20 protein-coding genes are annotated in these 17,693 nt (G+C 46.9%); 9 read left to right on the forward strand and 11 right to left on the reverse strand.

What is annotated here, in order from left to right; genetic code table 11:
• Positions 1-25 precede the first annotated feature (25 nt).
• From purB to RIF36_RS25670, 4 genes are all read right to left on the reverse strand, one after another.
• Positions 26-1,369, reverse strand: a complete 1,344-nt coding sequence (gene purB, locus RIF36_RS25655) for an adenylosuccinate lyase (protein ID WP_350125857.1) — start codon at positions 1,367-1,369, stop codon at positions 26-28.
• Positions 1,370-1,483: 114 nt separating this feature from the next.
• On the reverse strand, positions 1,484-1,885 hold the full coding sequence (locus tag RIF36_RS25660) for a PH domain-containing protein (RefSeq protein WP_350070746.1): 402 nt from the start codon (positions 1,883-1,885) through the stop codon (positions 1,484-1,486).
• Between the two features lie 44 nt (positions 1,886-1,929).
• Complete coding sequence (locus tag RIF36_RS25665; protein WP_350070749.1) at positions 1,930-2,328, reverse strand: SRPBCC domain-containing protein; 399 nt, start codon at positions 2,326-2,328, stop codon at positions 1,930-1,932.
• A 225-nt stretch (positions 2,329-2,553) separates the two neighbouring features.
• Positions 2,554-2,862 carry a hypothetical protein gene (locus RIF36_RS25670; protein ID WP_350087418.1) on the reverse strand — a complete coding sequence of 103 codons (309 nt, stop codon included), beginning with the start codon at positions 2,860-2,862 and terminating at the stop codon, positions 2,554-2,556.
• 160 nt (positions 2,863-3,022) lie between these two features.
• Here RIF36_RS25670 and RIF36_RS25675 point away from each other — a divergent pair, with 160 nt between their 5' ends.
• The 7 genes from RIF36_RS25675 to RIF36_RS25705 all read left to right on the forward strand — a co-directional run bounded on the left by RIF36_RS25675 (position 3,023) and on the right by RIF36_RS25705 (position 9,879).
• On the forward strand, positions 3,023-3,643 hold the full coding sequence (locus RIF36_RS25675) for a TetR/AcrR family transcriptional regulator (protein WP_350070755.1): 621 nt from the start codon (positions 3,023-3,025) through the stop codon (positions 3,641-3,643).
• Between the two features lie 121 nt (positions 3,644-3,764).
• Complete coding sequence (locus tag RIF36_RS25680; RefSeq protein ID WP_350125863.1) at positions 3,765-5,036, forward strand: TolC family protein; 1,272 nt, start codon at positions 3,765-3,767, stop codon at positions 5,034-5,036.
• Between the two features lie 12 nt (positions 5,037-5,048).
• Positions 5,049-5,945 (forward strand): HlyD family secretion protein, encoded by an 897-nt coding sequence (locus tag RIF36_RS25685; RefSeq protein ID WP_350125866.1) that lies wholly within the window; start codon positions 5,049-5,051, stop codon positions 5,943-5,945.
• Positions 5,946-5,949: 4 nt separating this feature from the next.
• On the forward strand, positions 5,950-6,879 hold the full coding sequence (locus RIF36_RS25690) for an ABC transporter ATP-binding protein (protein ID WP_350125869.1): 930 nt from the start codon (positions 5,950-5,952) through the stop codon (positions 6,877-6,879).
• A complete protein-coding gene (locus RIF36_RS25695; protein ID WP_350070766.1) occupies positions 6,876-7,601 on the forward strand; it encodes an ABC transporter ATP-binding protein in 726 nt (241 codons plus the stop codon). Before RIF36_RS25690 ends, RIF36_RS25695 begins: the two co-directional genes overlap by 4 nt.
• Before the next feature lie 28 nt (positions 7,602-7,629).
• Positions 7,630-8,736, forward strand: a complete 1,107-nt coding sequence (locus tag RIF36_RS25700; RefSeq protein ID WP_350087430.1) for an ABC transporter permease — start codon at positions 7,630-7,632, stop codon at positions 8,734-8,736.
• A gap of 12 nt (positions 8,737-8,748) precedes the next feature.
• Complete coding sequence (locus RIF36_RS25705) at positions 8,749-9,879, forward strand: ABC transporter permease (RefSeq protein WP_350087436.1); 1,131 nt, start codon at positions 8,749-8,751, stop codon at positions 9,877-9,879.
• A gap of 29 nt (positions 9,880-9,908) precedes the next feature.
• Here RIF36_RS25705 and RIF36_RS25710 read toward each other — a convergent pair whose 3' ends face one another.
• The 7 genes from RIF36_RS25710 to RIF36_RS25740 all read right to left on the reverse strand — a co-directional run bounded on the left by RIF36_RS25710 (position 9,909) and on the right by RIF36_RS25740 (position 14,794).
• A complete protein-coding gene (locus RIF36_RS25710; RefSeq protein WP_350070775.1) occupies positions 9,909-10,526 on the reverse strand; it encodes a nucleotidyltransferase family protein in 618 nt (205 codons plus the stop codon).
• Positions 10,483-11,685: an XdhC family protein gene (locus tag RIF36_RS25715; RefSeq protein WP_350125872.1), complete on the reverse strand. Its 1,203-nt coding sequence runs from the start codon at positions 11,683-11,685 to the stop codon at positions 10,483-10,485. The genes RIF36_RS25710 and RIF36_RS25715 overlap by 44 nt, the downstream gene beginning before the upstream one ends.
• Positions 11,686-11,788: 103 nt before the next feature.
• Entirely contained in the window at positions 11,789-12,253 is a 465-nt protein-coding gene (locus RIF36_RS25720; RefSeq protein ID WP_152000656.1) for a CBS domain-containing protein, read from the reverse strand.
• Between the two features lie 159 nt (positions 12,254-12,412).
• The gene (locus RIF36_RS25725; RefSeq protein ID WP_350125875.1) at positions 12,413-12,805 is read right to left on the reverse strand and encodes a (deoxy)nucleoside triphosphate pyrophosphohydrolase; all 393 of its coding nucleotides are present in this window, start codon (positions 12,803-12,805) and stop codon (positions 12,413-12,415) included.
• A 3-nt stretch (positions 12,806-12,808) separates the two neighbouring features.
• Positions 12,809-13,246, reverse strand: a complete 438-nt coding sequence (locus RIF36_RS25730) for a hypothetical protein (protein ID WP_350125878.1) — start codon at positions 13,244-13,246, stop codon at positions 12,809-12,811.
• Between the two features lie 154 nt (positions 13,247-13,400).
• Positions 13,401-13,925 (reverse strand): DUF2911 domain-containing protein, encoded by a 525-nt coding sequence (locus RIF36_RS25735; protein WP_350125881.1) that lies wholly within the window; start codon positions 13,923-13,925, stop codon positions 13,401-13,403.
• Positions 13,926-13,999: 74 nt separating this feature from the next.
• A complete protein-coding gene (locus tag RIF36_RS25740) occupies positions 14,000-14,794 on the reverse strand; it encodes a hypothetical protein (RefSeq protein ID WP_350125884.1) in 795 nt (264 codons plus the stop codon).
• Between the two features lie 220 nt (positions 14,795-15,014).
• On the opposite strand from RIF36_RS25740, the gene lepA reads away from it, so the two are divergent.
• Together lepA and RIF36_RS25750 are read left to right on the forward strand one after the other, a co-directional pair.
• Entirely contained in the window at positions 15,015-16,802 is a 1,788-nt protein-coding gene (lepA, locus tag RIF36_RS25745) for a translation elongation factor 4 (protein WP_152000651.1), read from the forward strand.
• 10 nt (positions 16,803-16,812) lie between these two features.
• Positions 16,813-17,691 (forward strand): bifunctional 5,10-methylenetetrahydrofolate dehydrogenase/5,10-methenyltetrahydrofolate cyclohydrolase, encoded by an 879-nt coding sequence (locus RIF36_RS25750; protein WP_350097383.1) that lies wholly within the window; start codon positions 16,813-16,815, stop codon positions 17,689-17,691.
• Positions 17,692-17,693 lie beyond the last annotated feature (2 nt).

Below are 17,693 nucleotides of genomic sequence, written 5' to 3' on the forward strand. Positions count from 1 at the left end.
GTAAAAGCCAACAGCCAATAGCTTCTTATATTCCCGTAAAACTGAAAGGGCTGATTAATCTCAGCTCTTTTTTTATGTCTTCACTTACCTCCAGCTTATCAATAAAAGTGCTGATGCTTTCCCTGGTGATCTTGGTGTTGGTGCGGGTGAGCGCTTTCAGTGTTTCGTACGGATTGGCGAAGCCTTCCCTGCGAAGCACGGTTTGGATAGCCTCGGCCACCACTGCCCAGTTGTCTTCCAGGTCGGCGTCAATGGCTGCCTGATTAAGCTCAAGCTTGCCAATGCCCTTTGCCAGCGAAAGCAGAGAAATATAGCTGTGAGCAATTGGCACGCCAATATTTCTCAGCACTGTTGAATCCGTCAAATCCCGTTGCAGCCTTGAAATCGGCAGCTTGGCTGAAAGGTGCTCGTAAATGGCATTGGCCATTCCCAGGTTTCCTTCTGCATTTTCAAAATCGATGGGATTCACCTTGTGTGGCATGGCCGATGAGCCAATCTCACCTGCTTTGATGCGTTGTTTAAAGTAGTTCATGGAAATGTACTGCCACACGTCCCTTGAAAAGTCGATCAGGATGGTGTTGATGCGCTTGAGCCCGTCAAAAAGAGCTGCCATGTGGTCGTAGTGCTCAATTTGGGTAGTGGGAGAGCTTCTTTTCAATCCCAGGCTATTGCTTACAAAACCGTTGGCAAACTCAGCCCAGTCGTAGGTGGGGAAGGCCACGTGGTGGGCATTGAGGTTGCCGGTAGCACCTCCAAATTTAGCCGCAAACGGTATGTTTTTCAATCCGTTTATCTGCTCCTCCAACCGTACCTGAAACACCCTGATTTCTTTACCAAGACGGGTAGGCGAAGCGGGCTGCCCGTGAGTTTTTGCCAGCATAGGTATTTTCTCCCAATCTACAGCCATAGCTGCCAGGGAGGCAATTATTTCATTCAATTTGGGCAGGTAAACTTCTTGCAGAGCCTCTTTCAGGCTTAGAGGAATGGCGGTATTGTTAATATCCTGCGAGGTGAGACCAAAATGGATGTATTCTTTATAGGCTGAAAGGCCGGCAGCATCCATCTTCTGTTTGATAAAATATTCCACCGCCTTCACGTCATGGTTGGTCGTTTTCTCTATTTCCTTAATGGCCAGCGCATCTTTCTCTGAAAAATCTTTATAGATGGCTTTCAACTCGGCATACTTAGCTTTTGGAAAAGAGCCAAGGGCGGGCAGTGGTATATCACAAAGCGCTATGAAATATTCGACTTCTACCTGTAGTCTGTAGCGAATAAGGCCCCATTCTGAGAAGTAGGGAGCCAGCAAGGCCGTTTGTTTTCTATAGCGACCGTCAACAGGAGATATGGCCGTCAAATGTGTTAAATCCATGCTTAAAAAGAGAAGGGGCAAAAGTACGGAATTATGGCTAGAATAGTGTTCTTGATTGAAACAAAGTAGGCAGGGGGCAGCCTCGACGAATTTCAAACTCCTGCTGGGGCCAGCTTAAAGCATGGTGGCTGTTTCCAAATCAATAAATATTTGTGGATTTACCGCCTTCAGTTCCGCCAGAAATTCTCCTTCCCGCCCTGGGGTAATCAAAGCGTGCCCACCCTTGAACCTTACCTTCAATTTTTTCAGCGAGGGGCCGGAGGACGAACTCTGCAATTCATAGCTTCTATGGATAGTTAAAATCTCGCCGATGGGAATTGTTCGTTCAATGAGGGGGCCGATCTTAACCATCAAGTTCCCTTCTTCAATGATATAGCGGATGCCAAACCATGTGATTCCGAATACTCCCAGAATGAGCAGCCAAATGGAAAGTAAGATAAGATTCCCACTTCTTATCGCCGGAAGGCCCATCAGGAAAAACAGCAAACAGATCAATCCCAGGTATATTAAACCCACAATCGGCCCTTTTTTCGATGGAAAGCTTGTCCTCATCAACGATACTAGTCTTCAAAATACGCCTTCAGTGGCTCCCAGTAGTAGTCGATCCAACCCTGGTCAATGCTGTCGGCCACTTCTTCGGGCACACCAAGCTGTTTGAAAGTAAGAAGCGTTCCGCCAGGAACTGCCGTAAACTCGTAGATGACCTTGGAGAAATGACCCTCTGGCCATTCGTCTTCATCAGCTTGCCAGGTTTGAACAATGCGCTTTCCATAGGAAAGCTCCAGGTTCTCACCAAAACAGTAGCCATCGAAGGCGCTGTGTTCTCCGCCTACTTTTCCGTCGTTTTCTGCGGGGCTATCTGTAAAGTCGCTGTGTTTTTTTGGGTCAATAATGGCTTCATAAGCCTGGTTGGGTCCTGTTTTCAGGATCACCTTGTGGTGTAAGTCACGAGTTTCCATTTGTCATTCCAGGCCGGCTGGAGTGTTTTGTCTTGGTTAGGTACTGCTTTGATTTTTCAGGTCGGAAAATTAGAAAAGCTTTCAAAATATCTTCTCAACCCTGTTGTTTTTTTTCACTAGTAAAATACGAAAATATCAGGAAAAAACCATGGAGATAGGGCTTTTAAGCCTGACTCGAAGTAGCTCTTATTGTGATCAAAGTATTTAAAGATTGCCGTGAAAAGTTCACGACTGATTTTCTATTGCTCTCAGTAGCCTCACAACATTTCCCGTTAGCTCTGATGAAAGGCGCACATCCACCAACACCTCCTGCAAGTGGTCGATAAAAATCTCTTTCTCTTCCAGCGACCTGTGAAGAGGTATTTTTTCGATCAGCTCAATGAGTGTGTCGAGTCTTTCATTGGCCAGTCGGCTGTCCAGAAGAATTTCCCTCACCTGAATAAGCAATTTGTACTCAGGGAGCACGGGCATTTTGGCAAGCTTTTGCTTGAGCTCAAATTCCGTCCAGGGCCTGGTGAGTATTTTGTCCGACATCAGAAATTATTAAAAGATTAATCTAATCTATTTTTGGCAGAAAACTTAGAATATCTGTAAAGCATTGTAATTCAATTAGATAAATGCTCCTCAAGGAAATTAACCAAAAAATTTAACCAAATGGTTAAACCTTTCGGTTAATCATTCGTACATTTGAAGCATGACGAAGGACGTAAGCACAGAAAGGAAGATACTGGAAGCTGCCAGAGAAGTATTCATTCAGCAGGGTATGGTGGGGGCAAGAATGCAGGAAATTGCTGACCGGGCCGGCATCAACAAAGCATTGCTGCACTACTATTTCAGATCAAAGGACTTGCTTTTCGAAAGGGTTTTCATGGAGACGCTCCAGTCAAATGGCCCGGCGCTGTTTGGTATTCTTGGGAAGGAGATGCCTCTAAAGGAAAAGGTGATGCAGTTTGTGGAGCACTATGTTGAACTGATGAAGAACAATCCCTTTATGCCTCTCTTTGTCATCAACGAAATCTCAAGAAACCCTGAAAAGCTGTTTGGGAAAATTGGCTCGCAAATTTCACAAGTGGCTTCGGGTTTGAATGCGCAATTGAAAGCGGAGGCAGATAAGGGTACGATTAGGCCTATTGAGCCGGTGGATCTGATTAGTTCCATTATGGGGCTGTGCGTTTTTCCTGTCATTGCAAAGCCTATTCTCAGGCCGGTCTTCGGACTTAGTGAAGAAGACTATAACAAATTTCTTGAGAGAAGAAAAAAGGAAGTTCCGGTGATCATCTGGAACTATTTAACTGACAAATCAACAAACGAATAATATGAAATAGCCATAAGGAATACCCTACCCAACGGAATGAATAACCAGTCAACAGACTACGATCTATTCCGTAATGGTGCAGGCTATTCCATCTGGCCTCTAAAAAGTAAATTTTATACAGATGAAAAGGTTTGTACTAACAATGAGTGCAATGGCGATGGTGGCCGGGGTTTACGCCCAGGAAACCATCAGCCTGCAGGGCTGCTACGAGTTGGCGCTTCAGCATACACCCCTTTCGGGGCAGGCGGCTCTTTATGGTGAGTTGGCTGCATCCAAAGAGGAGCGACTGGGCCTGGCGTATCGCCCACAAGTAAGCGTAAATGGGCAGTGGAGCTATCAGAGTGATGTGTTTTCGCTGCCTTTCAGTATTCCGGGTGCTGAAACGCCGGAAATTCCAAAAAGCCAGTACCAGGCTACACTGGGGATTGAGCAAAGTATTTACGACGGTGGCATGGTTCGGCAGTCGAGGGAAGCTTCCAAAAGAGAGCTGGCAGCCAATCAGCAGAAAGTGGAGGTTGATCTGTACAAGGTAAAAGAGTCTGTGAACAGCTTGTATTTTGGCATCCTCAGGATTCAGGAAGCTGAAAAAAACCTGGAAGCTGCGAGGAACACTTTGCTGGAGCGAAAGAAAGTGATTGATGCCGGATTTTCAACCGGGGTGCTTTTGCAGAGCGACAAGTTCGCCTTCGAAAAGGAGATTCTTTCTATTGAACAACAGCTTGTGGCTGCGGAGGCCGAAAAGGAAGGGCTTGTAGCCATGCTGGCCGACAAACTTGGGCAGCCTCTCTCGGTAGATGCAGTATTGACCCTTCCCGGAGGCACCATTCCACTGGATGGTGAGGCAACGATCAACCGGCCGGAGCTCAGCTATTTGAGTGAGCAGAAAACTGTGCTTTCTCAGGCTGGGGAGCTCATCGCCGCCAAAACCAAACCCAAAATAAGTGCTTTTGCCAGAGGCGGCTTTGGTAGCCCCAACCCGTATAATTTTTTTAAAACTGACCTGAGTGGCTTCTATATGGCCGGCGTAAGGCTTTACTGGCCACTATTCGACTGGGGAGCCAGCAAGCAGGAACGGCAAGAGCTGCAAATTCAGGAGCAGCTGCTCGAAAACAGCCGCAGCGACGCCATGAGCCAATTCGAAAATGGCACCCTGCAATGGAGAAAGAAATGGTTGGCCTCTGACGAGGTGATGAAAAGAGACGCTGAGATCGTCAGGTTGCAGGAGTCAATTGTCAGGGAATATGCTGCCAGGCTCGAAGGCGGAACTGTCACCTCTTCCGACTACATCACTGCGCTGGATCAGCTTACAAGGGCAAAGATTACAGCTCGCATGCACGAAATCGACAAGGCATGGTATCAGGTACAATACTTTACACTTACAGGAAATCTTTAAGAATCTATAAAAATGAAAATTTTTACATACACAGCAAGCGCATTACTGCTGATAGGCTTGGCAGGATGCAACAAAAGCGAAGAGAGGTCGGATGCTTATGGCAATTTTGAAGCGACCGAAGTGCTGGTTTCTTCGGAAGCCACAGGCAAACTCCTGCAGCTAAAGGTGGAGGAGGGCAGCGAGGTAAAGGCTGGCGCTGCCATTGGACTAGTCGACACCCTTGGCCTTCATTTGAAGAAAAAGCAACTTATGGCCGCTAAGCAAGCGATAAGAAGTAAGCTTCAAAATGAAAAGGTACAAATTGATGTACTGCTTGAGCAGAAGGAGAACCTCGAAAGGGAGATCAAACGGGTGGACAAGCTGTTCGCCGAAGGGGCAGCGACTGCAAAGCAGCGTGACGACCTGCACGGGGAGTTGAAGGTGCTGAACAATAGAATTGACGCCACCAAAAGCCAGCTAAGCACAGCCAACAGAGGCTTGTTGTCTGAGTTGGCTCCTCTGGAGGTGCAGATAGAGCAAATAGAAGACCAGATTCAACGCAGTGTGCTGGCAAGCCCGCTGGGAGGAACAGTGCTGTCAAAATATGCTGCAGCAGGTGAAATAGTCACTTTTGGCAAGCCGCTGTTCAAAGTCGCCGACCTGAAGGAGTTGACACTGAGGGCCTACGTAGATGCGCCGCAGTTGGCCTCCATCAAAATTGGCCAGAAGGTGAGAGTGCTCACTGACGGCAGCGATGGTAATTTGAAAGAGAATGAAGGTACTGTATCATGGATCTCGTCATCCGCCGAGTTCACACCAAAGATTATCCAAACAAGGGAAGAGAGGGTCAATTTGGTATATGCGATCAAAGTAGTGGTGCCCAACGATGGGGCGTTGAAAATAGGAATGCCAGGTGAGGTTAAATTCTAAGGTCATGGAAAATCAAAATGCAGTTATTGTAAAGAACCTGGTGAAAACCTATGCCCATGTGGAGGCATTAAAAGAAATTTCTCTGAATGTTAAAAAAGGAGAGCTGTTCGGGGTAATTGGCCCCGATGGTGCTGGCAAAACATCACTTTTCAGGATCATGTCTTCGCTGTTGCTGCCCGATAGCGGCGAAGTAAATGTTTTGGGTATTGATGTAACCAGAGACTACGCCTCAGTTCGCAAGAAAATGGGCTATATGCCCGGTCGCTTTTCTCTTTATCAGGACCTGAGCATTGAAGAAAATATCAATCTGTTTGCTTCCATTTATGACACAACGCTGGAAGAGAATTATGACAATATCAGGTACATCTATTCCCAAATAGAGCCATTCAGGAAACGCAGGGCCGGAGCACTATCGGGTGGAATGAAGCAAAAGCTGGCCCTTTGCTGTGCCCTGGTGCACAGCCCTGAAATACTATTCCTCGATGAGCCCACCACTGGTGTAGACGCCGTTTCGAGAAGCGAGTTTTGGGAGATTCTTCAGATGCTGAAAAAACGAGGGATGACCATTTTGGTATCCACTCCCTACATGGACGAGGCCAGCCTTTGCGACAGAGTGGCGCTTATGCAAGACGGCCGCATTCTTTCTGTGGATACGCCGGCAAAAATTACGGATGCTTATGCCTATTCGCTTTTGGCTATCAAAACAAACGAAAAGTATAACATGCTTTCGTCGCTTAGAATGCTGGAGCATGCCACGCTGGTGTATCCTTTTGGCGAAAACATCCACGTGGTGTCGGACAAGGGCAAGCTGACAAATGAAGAGCTGACCAAATACCTCAACGATCAGGGGATGGAGAACTGGGAAATAGTGCAGGTGGCGCCAGATATCGAGGACTGCTTTATTGCCCTGATGAATCAACATGTAGCGGCATGAGCAATTCTATCATAGAAGTAGAAAACTTAACCAAGAGGTTCGGCACTTTTAAGGCCGTCGACTCCATTTCACTAGAAGTGAAGCAGGGAGAAATCTTCGGGTTTCTTGGAGCCAATGGCGCTGGCAAAACCACTGCTATGAAAATGCTCTCAGGCTTACTTAGTCCCACTTCTGGTAAGGCGATGGTAGCTGGGTTCGATGTGTTCAAGCAGCAAAACCAGATCAAAAAATCCATCGGATACATGAGTCAGCGGTTTTCGCTCTACGACGACCTGACCATCAAAGAGAATATCCGGTTTTATGGAGGCATTTATGGTTTGAAGAGAAAGCAGTGGAAGGAAAAAGGAGAAAGGCTTATAAAAAGACTAGGGCTCGACGAAGTGGAGGGTAAGCTTCTGAAAGACCTGCCATTGGGCTGGAAACAAAAACTGGCTTTTTCTATCGCCATTCTTCACGACCCCAAGATCGTTTTTCTCGATGAGCCTACAGGGGGAGTAGACCCCATCACCAGGCGACAGTTTTGGGAAATGATTTACGAAGCAGCTCACGACGGCATAACTGTGTTTGTCACCACTCACTACATGGACGAGGCAGAATACTGCGACAGGATTTCCATGATGGTGGATGGCAGGGTGGAGGCCTACGATACGCCTGAAGGCTTAAAAAAGAAATATGGTGTAAAAACCATGAACGAAGTATTCATTAAGGTGGCCCGTCCATAGGATGCCCCAAAGAAGATAGCATTTCATTATGAAAAGACTGACTTCACTTATACGAAAGGAGTTTTACCACATCTTCAGAGACAAGCGAACGCTGCTGATACTCTTCGGAATGCCTGTGGTGCAAATCCTGCTTTTTGGCTATGCCATTACCAATGAGATCAAAGATGCCCACATAGCCATCCTCGATCAGTCGAACGATGAGGTGTCCCGAAGGTTGACTGATAAGCTGGTTGCTTCAGGATACTTTCTTCCCGACGGGCAGGCTGAAAGCATTGGCGACGTTGAGCAGCTATTCAAGGAAGGAAGGATCAAGATGGCTGTGGTGGTCGAGCCTGACTTTGCGGACAAGCTCCAACATGAAGGAAGAGCTTCGGTGCAGCTACTGGCCGACGCCACCGACCCAAACATGGCTAATACATTGGTTAATTACGCCACTGCCATCATCCAGAATTTTCAACTGGAACTGAATCAGCCCGGTCAGCCCCCCATTCTTGTGGGTGCTGAAGTGCGACTACAGTATAATCCGAGCTTAAAAGGCGTGTTTCTTTTTGTTCCGGGCCTTATTACCATCTTGCTCATGCTGGTATCGGCCATGATGACATCCATTTCGATAGCCAGAGAAAAGGAAACGGGCACAATGGAAGTATTGCTTGCCTCGCCTATGAACCCCGGTCAGGTGATTATTGCCAAGGTGGTGCCCTACTTCAGCCTGGCATTCCTTGATGCGGTGGTCGTCCTTTTGCTCGGCAGGTATGTGTTTGGAGTGCCTATTATGGGAAGTGTGCCGCTTTTGCTGGCCGAGATCATGCTTTTTATTATTATGGCGTTGTCGCTGGGCATCCTTATTTCCACGGTGGCTCAAACACAGCAAACGGCTCTTTTGCTTTCACTCATGGGGCTGATGCTGCCAACGATCCTGCTCTCAGGGTTCATTTTTCCGATTGAGAATATGCCTTTGCCTTTGCAAATTATCTCGCACATTATTCCTGCCAGGTGGTTCATTGTGATCGAAAAAGCCATTATGCTGAAGGGAGTGGGCATAGCCTATTTCTGGAAGGAGACCCTCATTTTGATTGGCTTCACAGTGTTTTTTATTGGAGTAAGCATCAAGAAATTCAATGTCAGACTTGGTTAAAATGAAAACGCCATGAGAATCATTCTTTACCTCATACAGAAAGAATTTTTGCAGATTTTCCGGAATAAAACGAACCTGCCCATTTTGTTTGTGATGCCGGTATTGCAGCTGATTGTTTTAAGCTATGCTGCCGACTTCGAAATCAAAAACCTGAAGGTGTATTGGATGGACAATGACCAGAGCAGTGCCAGCCGTCAGCTTTACCGTGACTTAACGGCCTCTGGCTACTTTACCATAGCGGGCACTGGTTTCGACCATGCGGAAGCGGCAGCAGCGCTCGACAAAAACGAGGCTGATCTGGTGGTGGAAATACCGGCGGGCATGGAAAAGAAGCTGGTTCGGAAGGAACCACAGCAGTTGCAGGTGATTGTGAATGCCATTGACGGCACCAAAGCCGGCCTGGCCAACTATTACTTTGGTAGAATCCTTGGCGACTATAATCAGCGGGAGGTGGCAGCGCTGCAAATGAGAGTGGTGGCCGGTGGTCAACCCACTGCCCGGCAGGTAATCAACGTCGAGTCGTCTTTCTGGTTCAACCCGGAACTCAATTATAAGACCTTTATGGTGCCCGGCATTTTGGTGCTTTTGGTCACGATGATCGGTGCATTTTTGAGCTCAATGAACATCGTGAGGGAGAAAGAGATCGGGACAATCGAGCAGATCAATGTGACGCCCATTCAGAAATACCAGTTTGTGATTGGCAAGCTTTTGCCTTTCTGGCTGCTTGGCCTCATGGTGTTATCAATTGGCCTTATCGTGGCCAAAGTAGTGTTTAATATCCCGTTTGTAGGTAGCGTAGGGCTTATCTATGCTTTTTCAGCTGTCTACCTGCTTTTGATTCTTGGCTTTGGCCTGTTGATTTCCACGCTTACTGACACACAGCAGCAGGCCATGTTCCTTGCCTGGTTTTTCTTGGTCGTTTTCATCCTAATGGGTGGACTCTTCACCGCCATCGAAAATATGCCTGGCTGGGCGCAAACGATCACCTTGTTCAACCCTATCCGGTATTTTATAGAGTTTGTGCGGCTTGTAATGCTCAAAGGCGCTGGCTGGCAGGAGACCAGGTTCTTCTTCGCCGTGATCTTCGCTTATGCTTTGTTGCTCAACGGACTGGCAATTTTGAACTATAAAAAGACGGCTTAAGTCGAGAATGGAGCGAAACTTTTGCAGGATCAAAGCCCAATAGCCTTCAAATCCTCCAGCGTATCAAGGTCTATACTTGCCTCAGGCAGGGGATAGCTAACGATTTCGGCGTCAGATAAATTCTTTAGAATTTTCCTGGCACCCTGGTCACCCTGCAGCGACAACAGCTGTTCGAAATAGCTGCGGGGGAAAATGGCCGGAACACCAATGATTCCGGAATAGGCCGCACCTAAGACTTTACTTTGGTCGTTGAGCCATTTACCGACCATTTCTGAGAGGTGTTTTTCCGAGACAAACGGCTGATCCACAAGCAGAAACATGACGGCTTCAGCATCTGGTGGAAGGAAGCTCAGTCCTGCTTTTATCGAGGTGCTCATACCTTCGGAAAACTGGTCATTGTAAACTTCGGTGTACGAAAGACCAGTCAGTTCTTTGCAAATTTCTTCCCGTTTGGCACCAGTGACGACAAAAACATTGTATTCGTTTGCAAGCGCTTGCGTAATTGTTGTGACACGATGGCGCACCAGGGTTGAGTTTTTGAACGGTAGCAACTGCTTGGCCTGCCCTAGCCGGGAAGACGAGCCTGCCGCCAGCAGAACGATGCTAAGCTTTGCCTTTTTTGGAGCTTGAGGCATTGAGCTGCTCATAAATATTGTTTAACAGTCGGTCGTCGTAGGCGCTGCGGTCGTGTATGGGGCCGTCAAGGTGTTTCAGGTAGCCACCTTTGGAATTGTTGAAAAATGCCTGAATCTCGGCAATGACCGACAATGCAATTTCATCGGGTGTTTCTGCACCCAGGTCAAGACCTATGGGTGAGTGAACGGTAGCTGCCCAGGCATCTCCCGGGTAAATACCCTCTTCCTTCAACTGGTCAACCATTTTATCGAAACGCTTCTTGGGGCCCATAATGCCCAGGTACGCCGGTGGGTTTTTGATCAGCTCTTTGAGCACGGCGTAATCGTACTTGTAATTGTGCGACATAAGAATGGCAGCGCTGAATCTTTTGAATATGATATCAGTAGACACGTGGTCTCGCTGACAGAGGGTCACATTCTCAGCATCAGGAAAACGCTTAGCACCGAGGTGAGCGATACAGTCATCGGTCACTGTCACTGCCCAGCCCAGGTTTTTCGCCATCGAGGTCACTGGTGCCGCATCGAAACCGCCGCCAAAGACCACCAACTGAATGCCGGGGTGCAGCGTTTCTACCAGCACTTCTACCATGGCCTCGTCCACTGTGTATTGGCAGATGGCCGGGCGGTTGGCCACAAATGCTTTTTGAGCATCGGCAGCGATGAGCGCTTCTAAATTTGCATGGCCGATAGTACTGTATTTTTCACCCAATCCATTGAGTAAAAATCTTTGCCCCTGATACGGATTTTCAGGGATGGAGGAGTCGAACACTGTGGCCATCACAGCCAGCTCACCTTTCTCCACGAACTTTTCAAGGAGATGAATAGAGTTGAAAATATCCAGTTCATTGATGGGCTCTATGAGCACATCTATAATGCCATTGCAGCCGAGGCCGACGCCCAGGCTGGTGGCGCTATTGTCGTCCATGGTGTCGTAAGTAACAAGCGACGGGCGATTGCTAAGAATCGCCTGACGGGCCTTGCGGAGTGCGTCACCTTCGAGGCAGCCACCGCTGATGGCACCTGTCCAGCGTCCGTCGTCCGTCATTAGCATTCTCGCACCCGGCCTTCTGTATGACGAGCCATGCACACGCATAACAGTGGCCAGCGCAGCTTTTTGAGTTGAAAAATTAACTTTTCTGTATGCCTCAATGATGCTTTTTGCCTCTTTCATAATATCAACTCAATTTACAACTCTTCACCAATTCTATCCACCCATTCAAAAAAATAAACCCCATGAAGGGGTTAGTTAATACATATTTAAGACCAATCAAGTTTCACCAGGTGGTGCCTTTCAGATCTCTTGCTGCTTTCATGATGTCCCGTCTGCTGATCTGGCCTTTCAGCACACCTTTGCTGTCAATCACAGGAAACCTGCGAAAATGAGTAGTGAGAAACTCATTGGCCACATCAAAAATGTCTTTATCAACATCCATGGTTTTCACTTTTCTCGACATGTAATTTTTTACTTTCCCCTCGTGATTTGGGTGATTATGGTAAGCAGAATCAATAATAATTCTCAGGCAGTCTTTTTCCGAAAGCATTCCTACCAACTCGCCGACGTCATTCAACACAGGGCCGCCAGATATCCGCTTGTCCAACATAAGGTCGATGGCTTCCTGAATATTTTGATCTGGATGAAAAGTGAAGACATCCTTGACCATGTAGTCGGTAACGGGGGCGTATTTAATGGGTTCGACAGTCCTGGTAGTACCAGTATCTTTTGGGGGAGTAAAATTCATTGTCAGTTGTTTAAGTGATATGATAGGTTATATAATGAGCCTGGATAAATCAGGAAGTATAAGTTACGGAACTATCAGGAGGATTCAAACTAGACTGACTATGTTTTCTGTAAAATCAGTACATAGTTTTGAAATTTCAGAATTTACAGAATAATATTTTTACGACAGAAAATCTTCGATATAAGATTTTATTTGGGGGATAAGTAGCACATCTGCGCCGCTCAAGTCTATTGCCTTCAGGTCTTGCACTTCTACCCAGTCAAAAGCCAGGTGTTCGGTAAGGTGGACGTCTCCGCTTATCCACCGGCAATTCCAGGCCGTCAGGTCGATGCGGGGCACCTTTATGGATACGGTGCCAATTTTCTCAATGGGACTCACCTCGATGGACAACTCTTCTCTGATTTCCCGGGTGAGCGCTTCTTGCTCTGTTTCTCCCGGTTCAACCTTGCCTCCGGGGAATTCCCATTTGAGGCCCTCTTTTTTGTGAGCAGGACGTTTCGTCACCAAAATTTTTGACCCACTTATAATAATCGCACAAACAACTGAAAGCATGGGCTAGAAAATCTCTACTCTGCTGAGCAGCATGTCCGATTTGAAAGTGTTATTTTGAAATGACAAAGTGAGGTCTTTCTTGTCGAGCGAAATCTTGCCGCCCAGCATATCGATAGCTGAGTACTCTATTTCCTGCTTGGTTAAAATGTCAAGAAAGTACTCCTCGTTGGCACGTCTTATCTCGAAGCTAAACTTTTGAACCAGGCGGTCTTCACGAAAAACCTCGGCGTTTTTACCAGAGATAAGCACCTTATATAGAATACCTGTTTTTAGCGTGCTAACGGTGATAGCACCAAAAGGTGTAGGGTACTTTGTGTTTACCCAAACCCAGACGCCACTGACCTCAACATTCTTTCTATTGATGGCCTCCTCCATCGGATCAACTTTGGAGCATCCGTCCAAAAGCACCAAAACTGTCAGGAAAAATAGCGCTTTTGTCATAGGATAAGCTTGGAGTAAATGTAGGCCGACGGAACGCCGGATACCCTCGCCCCATCAATTTAAGGAATAAACAGTTATAGTCCTTTGCATCCCTACTGGACAAAACAAAAAAAAAGCGAGCCCTGCCCGCTTTTTACTGTTGATTTCGGTCTGATTATTTTACGTTGAACGAAACGTCCAGGTCGCCCCATAGCAGGCTCACTTTGCCCGACTTGTCTATCGTGTAGGTCAACCTTTCGGAGGCAGTTGCAGCTTTTTTCGGCTTTACACTTACTTGCAGAGCATCTTCTCCCATATTTTTTTCGTAGTCAAAAGCGCCCCAGGTGTCCCAGGTTTTGTTGAAGATAAGTGTCCAGTCGTCACCGTTTTTCAATGTAAAAAATGCGTATTTTCCAGCCGGAAGTGCCTTGCCTTCTATTTTTACATCTTTGTCAACTTCGAATACAGTGGCGTTGTTAGCCCCAGCTCTCCATACCTTGCCTTCCATTGGCTCCACGTCTTTCCCCATTGTTCTGCCCTTCAAAGCAGGTGAGCTGTAATTGATTGATACGGTGGCTCCACTCTTTATCTTTTCTGATACTGACGCAGCAGGGCTTGGTTTGTCCTGGGCGAGAAGGTTGCCAAAAGCAATGGTGAAGAGTCCCAAGCAAAGCGCAAAAATTTTGTAGCTAGTTTTCATGGTTTGTGATTTAGTTAAAGGATACCACTGTAGACGAACCAGCAACCCAAAATGTTTTGACTTTGATGTTCGTTTCAATAAATGGTTCCGATCCAGTCAAACATATCCACCTTCACATACTGTGAGTATTTGCCTCTGAAGTCTGATATGGCAATTTTTAGATTGCTTCTGCTTACTGAATCTTCGTTCAGGTAAAAGACAAAAGCAGACGTGCCAGCGGGAGTGGCGTTTGCCCGCCTGAGAGATACTTTATTTTCTTCATCGATGAGAAAATAAGTGTAGTCACCTTTCACCAGCGCAGTGTCGGCAAGCCCGTTGTCGCTAAGGAGGTCAAAAAAGTTATCTACAAGCGTGTTCGACTGCTGCGATTCGGAATATTTCTGGATGCTACCCCAAAGTATCCCTTCAGGCATTCGGTAAACCTGAGGGTTCACAAACTCAAAATCATCGCTTTCCGTCATGTCCAGCGTATAGCCAGTGTCTGAAATAACAAGAGTGCCTGTAGACGCTGGCTTGTCTTTCACTTTCAAGCTTAAGTTGTACGTTCCATTAACAATTTTTGAGAAGGAATAAACATTGTAGGCAGGGCCGGTTTCAGAGCGGCAAGTACTGTTTTTGTAAATCTCATTGAATACGATATCAAGTTTGTTTTCCTCTGCATCTACCGTCATTAAGATGTTGTAATTGGAACATTCGTACAGATTGGTCGACTCAAATAAGATTTGAAAGAATGGATCTTCTCCGCTTACGTCTTCCAGCATTGTTACATTGATTTTGCTCGTGATAGGGCCCTGAAATTCGTCGCTATCCAGGCTGCACGAGAATAAAAATCCTAACCCCACCACTGCAATGATTGCAATCTTCTTCATACACTATTTTTTTTGGTATTAAGAGACAAATTTGGTGACAAATGGTTGGAATGTTGCACCTCAAAATCACAATTCACTAAAAAATGTCGGTTTTGCCTGTCAGAAAATTGCAGATCGCTGAAATACAGGCCAGTTGATATTCCACAATCCCAAACTTTGTTTGCACAGGCTCTTCAAATCATAAATTATTACCTAATTTTGCAGACTTTTAAAGGAACGTATGGATCACATCCGCAATTTCTGCATAATAGCACACATAGATCACGGTAAAAGCACCCTTGCTGACAGGCTCCTTGAGGCCACTCACACCATCACTGATCGGGAAAGGCAGAACCAGCTTCTTGACAACATGGACTTGGAGCGGGAGCGAGGCATCACCATTAAGAGCCACGCCATTCAAATGAACTACAAGAGCGGTGGCAAGGATTACGTGCTCAACCTGATTGACACACCAGGCCACGTTGACTTTTCTTACGAGGTATCACGCTCCATTGCCGCCTGCGAAGGGGCACTTTTGATTGTTGATGCATCTCAGGGCATTGAAGCGCAGACCATTTCCAATCTGTACCTGGCTTTAAATCACGACCTCGAGATCATACCGGTGCTCAATAAAATTGACTTGCCCGGCGCTATGGTGGAGGAGGTAAAAGACCAGGTGGTGGAATTGCTCGGTTGTACCCGGGAAGAGATTCTATTGGCCAGCGGAAAAGAAGGTATTGGTATAGACGAGATACTGGAGGCTATCGTTCAGAGGATCAAGCCACCCAAGGGAGATCCTAACGGCCCCTTGCAGGCGATGATATTTGACTCCGTTTTCAACTCTTTCAGAGGCGTTGAAGTTATTTTCAGGGTGTTCAATGGCACCATGAAAAAAGGAGAAAAGGTAAAATTCATGAATATCGGCAGCATTTACGATGTGGACGAAATTGGCGTACTCAAACTCAAACAATCACCAAAAGCAGAAATTAGCGCTGGTAATGTTGGGTACCTGATCTCTGGCATAAAAGTGGCCAAGGAAGTAAAAGTAGGAGACACGATCACCCATGTGGACAGGCCAGCGGCCGTTGCCATCAAGGGTTTTGAAGATGTGAAGCCAATGGTTTTTGCAGGAATCTACCCGGTAGAAACTTCGGAATACGAAGAGCTTAGGGCATCAATGGAAAAGCTCCAACTCAACGATGCCTCCCTCGTTTGGGAGCCAGAGACTTCAGCAGCTCTTGGCTTTGGCTTTAGGTGCGGTTTTCTTGGCATGCTTCACATGGAAATTATCCAGGAGCGCTTGGAGCGGGAGTTTGACATGACTGTGATCACCACAGTGCCTTCTGTGCGGTTTCATGCCACGCTCAAGGGCGGGGAAATGCTGAAAGTAAGTGCACCGTCGGAAATGCCTGACCCCATTGCTTTAGATTTCATCGAAGAGCCTTTTATCAGGGCCCAAATAATAAGTAAATCGGAGTATATCGGTCCCATCATTTCGCTGTGTATCGACAAGAGGGGCGAAATAAAAAACCAGGTATACCTTACCTCCGACAGGGTAGAGTTGACCTTCGAACTGCCACTTTCAGAAATTGTATTTGACTTCTTCGATAAGCTGAAAACAATTTCAAGGGGCTATGCCTCCCTCGACTATGAGCTGATAGGTTACCGTCAGTCGAACATGGTGAAGCTCGATATTATGCTCAATGGTGAGCGGGTGGATGCGCTTTCGGCCATTGTGCACAGAGACAAGGCCTACGATTGGGGCAAGAAGCTCTGCGAAAAATTGCGTGAGTTGTTGCCACGCCAAATGTTTGAAATTGCCATTCAGGCAGCTATTGGAGCTAAAATTATTTCCAGAGAGACTGTGAAGGCCATGCGCAAAAACGTGTTGGCTAAGTGTTACGGCGGTGATATTAGCCGTAAGCGTAAGCTGCTCGAAAAGCAGAAAAAAGGTAAGAAGCGAATGCGCCAGGTAGGCAATGTAGAAATTCCGCAGGAAGCCTTTATGGCAGTATTGAAAATAGACTAAACCAGAAGAGATGCCTCAGATACTTGATGGTAAAAAGGTAGCTGCAGAGATCAAGCAGGAGATAGCAGCCAAAGTAAACGAACTGGTAGCTCAGGGTAAGAGAGCGCCCCATTTGGCTATCATTATCGTGGGCGACGACGGCGCAAGCCACACCTATGTAAATGGAAAAATCAAAGCCTGCAAGGAAGTTGGGTTCGACTTCACGCTCATGCATTTTGCCAAGACCATCTCTGAGGAAAAGCTCATCAAGCATATTGAACAATTCAACGCCGATACAGACATCGATGGTTTCATTGTTCAGCTCCCCTTACCGGAGCACATTTCGGTAGAAACGGTGACCGAGAGCATTTCAGCTGAAAAAGACGTCGATGGGTTTACCAATCAAAACTTTGGAAGTATAGGGTCGCAAACCCCTTTGCTAATGCCAGCTACCCCTTTTGGGGTGATGGAGCTGCTGAACCGCTACAAGATTGAAACCAAAGGGAAATATTGTGTGGTGGTGGGTGCAAGTAGGCTGGTGGGGGCGCCGCTGGGCATACTCATGACCCAGCAGGGGCAGGCTACGGTGACACTTTGCCATAAATACACCGAAAACATTTCTCAATACACAAAAAACGCCGACATCCTGCTGGTGGCAGTAGGCAAGCCGCACCTGGTAACGGCCGACATGGTGAAAGAAGGGGCCGTTGTTGTAGATGTGGGGACTACGAGAATCGACGACCCAACCAGAAAATCCGGATTCAGGCTGGTAGGTGATGTGGACTATGAAAACGTAGCGCCAAAAACGTCTTATATTACTCCAGTGCCAGGAGGGGTGGGGCCTATGACCATTGCGTCATTGCTGATGAATACCCTTCGAGCCTACGAAATGCTTCTTGAAACAGCCTGATA

The sequence above is a fragment of the Imperialibacter sp. genome (genome assembly GCF_040222815.1).
Taxonomy (GTDB): domain Bacteria; phylum Bacteroidota; class Bacteroidia; order Cytophagales; family Cyclobacteriaceae; genus Imperialibacter.

Bases quoted from the DNA above. Each gene is read 5' to 3' on its own strand.
- RIF36_RS25725 (WP_350125875.1), bottom strand. From the start codon at position 12,805: ATGCTTTCAGTTGTTTGTGCGATTATTATAAGTGGGTCAAAAATTTTG.
- RIF36_RS25690 (WP_350125869.1), top strand. From the start codon at position 5,950: ATGGAAAATCAAAATGCAGTTATTGTAAAGAACCTGGTGAAAACCTAT.
- purB (WP_350125857.1), bottom strand. From the start codon at position 1,369: ATGGATTTAACACATTTGACGGCCATATCTCCTGTTGACGGTCGCTAT.
- RIF36_RS25675 (WP_350070755.1), top strand. From the start codon at position 3,023: ATGACGAAGGACGTAAGCACAGAAAGGAAGATACTGGAAGCTGCCAGA.
- RIF36_RS25750 (WP_350097383.1), top strand. From the start codon at position 16,813: ATGCCTCAGATACTTGATGGTAAAAAGGTAGCTGCAGAGATCAAGCAG.
- RIF36_RS25665 (WP_350070749.1), bottom strand. From the start codon at position 2,328: ATGGAAACTCGTGACTTACACCACAAGGTGATCCTGAAAACAGGACCC.
- RIF36_RS25670 (WP_350087418.1), bottom strand. From the start codon at position 2,862: ATGTCGGACAAAATACTCACCAGGCCCTGGACGGAATTTGAGCTCAAG.
- lepA (WP_152000651.1), top strand. From the start codon at position 15,015: ATGGATCACATCCGCAATTTCTGCATAATAGCACACATAGATCACGGT.
- RIF36_RS25720 (WP_152000656.1), bottom strand. From the start codon at position 12,253: ATGAATTTTACTCCCCCAAAAGATACTGGTACTACCAGGACTGTCGAA.
- RIF36_RS25740 (WP_350125884.1), bottom strand. From the start codon at position 14,794: ATGAAGAAGATTGCAATCATTGCAGTGGTGGGGTTAGGATTTTTATTC.
- RIF36_RS25680 (WP_350125863.1), top strand. From the start codon at position 3,765: ATGAAAAGGTTTGTACTAACAATGAGTGCAATGGCGATGGTGGCCGGG.
- RIF36_RS25700 (WP_350087430.1), top strand. From the start codon at position 7,630: ATGAAAAGACTGACTTCACTTATACGAAAGGAGTTTTACCACATCTTC.
- RIF36_RS25710 (WP_350070775.1), bottom strand. From the start codon at position 10,526: ATGAGCAGCTCAATGCCTCAAGCTCCAAAAAAGGCAAAGCTTAGCATC.
- RIF36_RS25695 (WP_350070766.1), top strand. From the start codon at position 6,876: ATGAGCAATTCTATCATAGAAGTAGAAAACTTAACCAAGAGGTTCGGC.
- RIF36_RS25735 (WP_350125881.1), bottom strand. From the start codon at position 13,925: ATGAAAACTAGCTACAAAATTTTTGCGCTTTGCTTGGGACTCTTCACC.
- RIF36_RS25705 (WP_350087436.1), top strand. From the start codon at position 8,749: ATGAGAATCATTCTTTACCTCATACAGAAAGAATTTTTGCAGATTTTC.
- RIF36_RS25730 (WP_350125878.1), bottom strand. From the start codon at position 13,246: ATGACAAAAGCGCTATTTTTCCTGACAGTTTTGGTGCTTTTGGACGGA.
- RIF36_RS25715 (WP_350125872.1), bottom strand. From the start codon at position 11,685: ATGAAAGAGGCAAAAAGCATCATTGAGGCATACAGAAAAGTTAATTTT.
- RIF36_RS25685 (WP_350125866.1), top strand. From the start codon at position 5,049: ATGAAAATTTTTACATACACAGCAAGCGCATTACTGCTGATAGGCTTG.